This is a genomic window from Syntrophorhabdaceae bacterium (assembly GCA_028713955.1).
GTDB lineage: Bacteria > Desulfobacterota > Syntrophorhabdia > Syntrophorhabdales > Syntrophorhabdaceae > UBA5609.
This window is the reverse complement of the sequence record JAQTNJ010000224.1, coordinates 1-5,210: the sequence shown is the minus strand read 5'-3', so window position 1 is coordinate 5,210 and position 5,210 is coordinate 1. Positions and strand designations below refer to the sequence as shown.

Annotated in this window: 4 protein-coding genes; 3 read left to right on the top strand and 1 reads right to left on the bottom strand. The window is 51.7% G+C overall.

Going from position 1 to position 5,210, the window contains the following annotated elements:
• The 3 genes from PHU49_14310 to PHU49_14300 form a co-directional block, all read left to right on the top strand.
• On the top strand, positions 1 to 602 hold a 602-nt coding region (locus PHU49_14310), incomplete at its 5' end, for a hypothetical protein (GenBank protein ID MDD5245178.1).
• Positions 603 to 723: 121 nt separating this feature from the next.
• Positions 724 to 2,073, top strand: a complete 1,350-nt coding sequence (locus tag PHU49_14305) for an MFS transporter (GenBank protein ID MDD5245177.1) — start codon at positions 724 to 726, stop codon at positions 2,071 to 2,073.
• 385 nt (positions 2,074 to 2,458) lie between these two features.
• Positions 2,459 to 4,642 (top strand): FecR domain-containing protein, encoded by a 2,184-nt coding sequence (locus PHU49_14300; protein ID MDD5245176.1) that lies wholly within the window; start codon positions 2,459 to 2,461, stop codon positions 4,640 to 4,642.
• Between the two features lie 98 nt (positions 4,643 to 4,740).
• Here the strand turns inward: PHU49_14300 and PHU49_14295 are convergent.
• A partial coding sequence (locus tag PHU49_14295) for a uracil-DNA glycosylase (protein MDD5245175.1) occupies positions 4,741 to 5,210 on the bottom strand: 470 nt, incomplete at its 5' end.

Sequence of the window (5,210 nt, the reverse complement as noted above, 5' to 3'; positions counted from 1 at the left end):
CAAAAAATTACGACGATATAGGGAGTACAGAGATAACGAATTTCGGATACGAGTGCGTCATGCAGAAAGGAACCCACATGAATGAAGGCATGTTTCTACCTGAATCTCTCGATACAGAGACCGGTAAACCGGCGGCTGAAGGTGAGGTCGGTGAGCTCGTGCTATCCAATCTTTTCTGCGAGAGTGAGCCTCTTATACGTTATAAGACAAAAGACCTCGTACGGTTCAATTATAAGAAATGCGGTTGCGGAAGGACGTTCCTGCGGATGAATGGCGGCGTATTAGGAAGGGCCGATGATATGTTTACCTTTGGCGGGGTGAATATCTTCCCTTCAGCGATCGAGAATTTCGTCAGGGGAATACCGACATTTTCTAACGAGTACCAATTGATTATCCCCAAACAAGGGTCCGGGAAAAGAATGACCATACGGGTAGAGCCGGCATCATCAGAGATATCCGACGAACAGGTAAAAAACGCTGTAAAGCAATTATCGGAAAGTATCGTCTACAATATAAAGATTACCGCTGACATCGAGTTGGTTGCGCCGGGGAGTTTGCCGAGGTTTGAAGGGAAGGCAAAAAGGGTCATCAAAGCAAGCTGAGCAATACAATCAGGTGCGGATGGCACGCCTTTAGTTAGCAGGGGTTGCTGTCCGCATCGTATTGGATTACGCTTGGCAACGATCCTATTGTTGGGCAGAAAGAGAGGAAGGGACAGACGACGTGAACCCGACGACCCCGGTTTTTGATTGGCTCGATAAACTGAAATTCAGCCGCTTCCACACAGGACTAACAATTCTCACAGGTCTGATATTCATCTCTGCGGGATACAATTCACAAATTATTGCATACGTGGTGCCTCTCGCGCTCAAAGAGTGGCGCCTTACGCCACTTGCAGCAGGTACCATGATATCGGCCAGTCATTTCGGTCTCATGTTGGGCGCCGTCGGGTTCGGGATGGCATCAGATCGCCTGGGGAGAAAGAAAACTATCATGCTGGCCGTTGCCTCTTTGTCTGTTTTCAGCAGCGCCGCCTATTTGGCTCCCAACTATGAGGTGTTTTGTCTGCTGCGTCTCCTCGCGGGTCTGGGGATTGGTGGGGCCGTACCTCTCACGGTAACCATACTTTCAGAGTTTGCTCCTTCCGGGATCAGGGCAAGGCTTCTTACGGCATCGGCCGGCGGTTTTACGCTCGGGTGGGCGGTAGCGGGTCTTGTTGCCACAGCACTGATACCCGGTTTCGGGTGGCGCGTGGTTCTCCTCATTGGGTTTCTGCCCATTTTCTTGCTCCCCATGTTACATCTTTACCTGCCTGAGTCGGTTCGCTTTCTTGCCAACAAGATGCGTTATAATGACGCGCTCAGGGAGATACAGAGGATAGAAAGGATTGCCCGTTTCGAGCCAAAGGACTGGAAGCCTGATAACTTCGCGCAGTCAGGCACAGAGTCTAAGGCCAGACTAAGGGAACTTTTCCGTCCTGGTCTGAGAGGCATGACCGTACTGGTGTGGGGCAGCTACCTCTTTAACTTTCTCGCCATTTACGGATTGTCTACCTGGCTGCCGTCACTCCTTTCCAATGCGGGTTTTTCGCTGGCAAAAAGTTTCAGCTACGGGATTGTACAGGGCATCGGATCTTCAATAGGTGGATTTCTTCTCGGTTGCATCCTGGATGTATTTGGCCGGAAACGGGGCCTCTGCCTGACCTATTTCCTCGGAGGGTTGTCCATCCTCTGGTTTGGGGCTGTGACCTCCGAAGCGGCCCTCTACGCTGCCGGATTGGCCACCGGCATCTTTGTAGTAAGTGTCCCCGTGGCGCTCCATGTGGTAGCTGGTGAGACATATCCGACGCACATCCGTTCAACTGGCGCCGGATGGGCGTACGCTGTGGGCAGAGTGGGATCAATCAGCGGGCCGATCATAGGAGGCGCAATCCAGATGGCCGGTTTCAGTGTCGGTCAGTTTTTCGCACTTTTTTCCTTGCCCTGTTTCATCTGCGTGTTGCTCGTTGCGCTTTATCCGGTGGCCGTCAGGAAGGATGCGCTGGAGGCGGTAACCGCAAAACTCTTAAAGTAGCTCATACCAATAGGACAAGCATCGGTGCCAGACTTTCCCCGCAAACACGCTCATTCCGCTCCAGCGGCTCCAATCGCTCGCGTTCGGCTTCGTAACTTTTGCTACGCAAAAGACCGAGCTTCCTCGCCTCACGACGGTTTGCTACGGGAAAGCCCGACACAGATGCTCTTTAATGATGTATTGGTTATTCACAAACTATCATGCTGATTGTAAGTTGGTATTAGACATAATTGTCGCCTCAACAGGTTTTTTTCGACAAATATTTCCTGCAATGAAAATCAATGTTTAACAATACCGTTTATTATCAATGTATTAGAGAAAGATGAGGCGCTGGCACGTGTATTGCTATTATACAGGTATGAAGAATGCAGACAGGAGGCGATACATGAAATATTATATAGCTTTGCTTTGTATAGTATGCGCAATCGCACTTCCTTCACCGGGACATACTGCTGATCCCGGAAATATTTACCTGAGATTTCTGGAAGGAGATGTACAGGTAAAAACAGAAGATGCAAAGGAATGGCTGCCCGCATCGATCAATATGCCCTTAACAGACAATGATCAAATCTGGGTTCCTGATAACGGAAGGGCAGAGCTGTTCCTCAAAAACGGTACGGTTGTCCGGTTCGACAGGGATACATATCTGGAGATACTCGCATCAGGGGATAAACCTGCCAGGTTTTATCTGGGTACGGGGCGGGTATATGGAAATGTAATCGTCGGAAAAGGGAACACTGTTGTTTTTGAAACCCCGACGGCATCTTTCAGCGCATATGCGCGTTCTGTTTTCAGGATCGACGTGCCGGAGAACGAAGACTCCATTGCCTCTGTTTTCCAGGGCGAACTATACGCAGACCTCGGCAAGGGGCAGATGAAGATCAGTGCCGGAGAAAGGATAGTCCTGGGGAAAAACGCCCAATACCCGGTCCTCGCAAAACTCGTCGCGGCAGATGAATGGGAACAATGGAACAAACAGAGGGATCGCGAATTCTCCACGCCTGAATCAGGTAATGCAACCGCATATCTTCCTGATGAGCTTAGATCTTATTCCTATGACCTCGGGAGAAACGGCCAATGGGTATACGAGCAGGAATACGGCTATGTCTGGACACCGACGGTCGTAGTCGTGCAAAACTGGTCTCCTTACAAGGTCGGCCGGTGGGTGTGGATGCGTGGTAATTACGTATGGATATCCTATGAACCGTGGGGATGGGCGCCATATCATTATGGCAGATGGGCATTCATCAACAAAAGAGGATGGTGCTGGGTACCCCCTCGCAGAGGTTTTGCATACTGGGGTCCGGGGTATGTTGGGTGGGTCTATACCCCAACATATGTATCATGGGTGCCACTTGCGCCGGGAGAGATATACTATGGTCATGGCAGTTATGGTCCTCACAGCGTCAATGTAAAAAATGTAACCATACAGAACATTACGATGAGCCGTACCGTGTATAAAAACGTACACGTGGATCACGCCGTCACCACGCTGCATCGGGATACCTTCATAACCGGCAGGCCGGTGAAGATGACCACAAATGAAAATATTTTTCTGAAAGAAAAGAGGATCATGGGTGCTCCGGAAATAAAGCCGGAAAAGGCAACCTTCATGCCTGTCATCAAAGATATACCGCAGGCAAACCGGCCGCCGTCAAGGATCGCTAATCAGGAAATGAAGACATTCAGAAAGGATAATCCCGCAACACAGATCCGAAACCGGACGAATACCACAGCGAAACCATCCGGCACAGCGAGCCAGATCGGGCAGATGAACGGGAAAAAGGTTGATGCACCTCAGCAAAAGAATAATATTCCATCAGGGATGCGTCAGGAAAGACCTGCAACGGGAAACCAGCCCATGCAAAGGATATCGCAGGTGACGCCCGAGGAGAGGACAAGGCGGCTCGCTGAATTAAGAAACAGAAAGCAGGTAAGGAATACAGTAAAAGAAACCCCGCCCGCAACAGGGCAACCCGCGTCCGCGCGCACCACAAGGACAGAGTCGCAAAAAAGCGACACGGGGAATAAGTCTTCCCCTGTCCCTGCTACCCGGCAGCAATTAACAATGAACGCTGAACAGCAGCGTGTTCCCGGGGCAGCAAAACAGGTGCAGTCGTCCGTACCTGCTCGTTTCGCCGATATGTCGACACGGAAAACGGGCGTGGCAAAAAATACTTCTCAAATCTCTGCCCGTCAGCAGCAGGTAAGACCATCATCCCCTCAAATCAAGGTGCAGGCTCCGACAGTAGCGCCACAAAGGGTTCAGGCTCCGCCGGCAACATCTCAGAGGGCGCAACAGAAGTCGGCAACATCCATGAGAGTGCAGACCTCGCCGGCGACGTCCCGAACGCTCCCTGCCGCAGGGTCTCCTGCAGTGACACCGAAAACACAGCCGGCGACAAAAGCTCGCTCAGTTGCACCGCAAACACAGCCGCCCGCCAAGGCCCCTTCGGTAACAGTCCAGGCCCAATCGCCGAAGAAGGAGAGCATGCAGGCATACGCGGCAAACAGGGATGTGCCATCCAGGGAGGCGGCACCCAGGATGGAACGAAAAGGCGGGAGGTAAAAAGCAGGGTACCCAAACCGTGCTGTATTGTTGGTAGCTCAGCTTCAGGGAGAAGTCGATGTTCGTTTGTATGCCTTCAGGAAGTTAAGGCGTGGTTTTTATTCTCTCAGGAGTTGTTTCAGTTTTTCCATGTCTTCCCAGGCCTCCTTGATCTTGCCCTGGTTGCGCAGAAGAAACGATGGATGATACGTAGGAAGCAGGGGTGTTCCGCGATAGCTCGTCAACACGCCCCGGACCCTGGTGATCCGCTCGTCAACGCCAAGCAGCGTATTGTAGGCATGGCGGCCAAGAGTGCAGATGATCTTCGGATTGATGAGCTCAAGCTGCGTAAAGAGATATTCCTTGCATAACTCCCGTTCCCGCTCCTCGGGGTCCCTGTTGCCCGGCGGCCTGCATTTCAGGACGTTACAGATATAGACATCGCTTCTGCCAAGGCCGATTCTCTCGATAAGCTGGTCGAGGAGCTTGCCCGCTCTCCCTACAAATGGTCTTCCCTGGATATCCTCTTCCTCTCCCGGCGCTTCACCGACAAAGACCAATCGCGCATTGACATCTCCCTCGCCGAAGA

What these genes read in the sequence shown, in the direction of transcription:
- PHU49_14300 (MDD5245176.1), top strand. Translation starts at nt 2,459, where the DNA reads ATGAAATATTATATAGCTTTGCTTTGTATAGTATGCGCAATCGCACTT.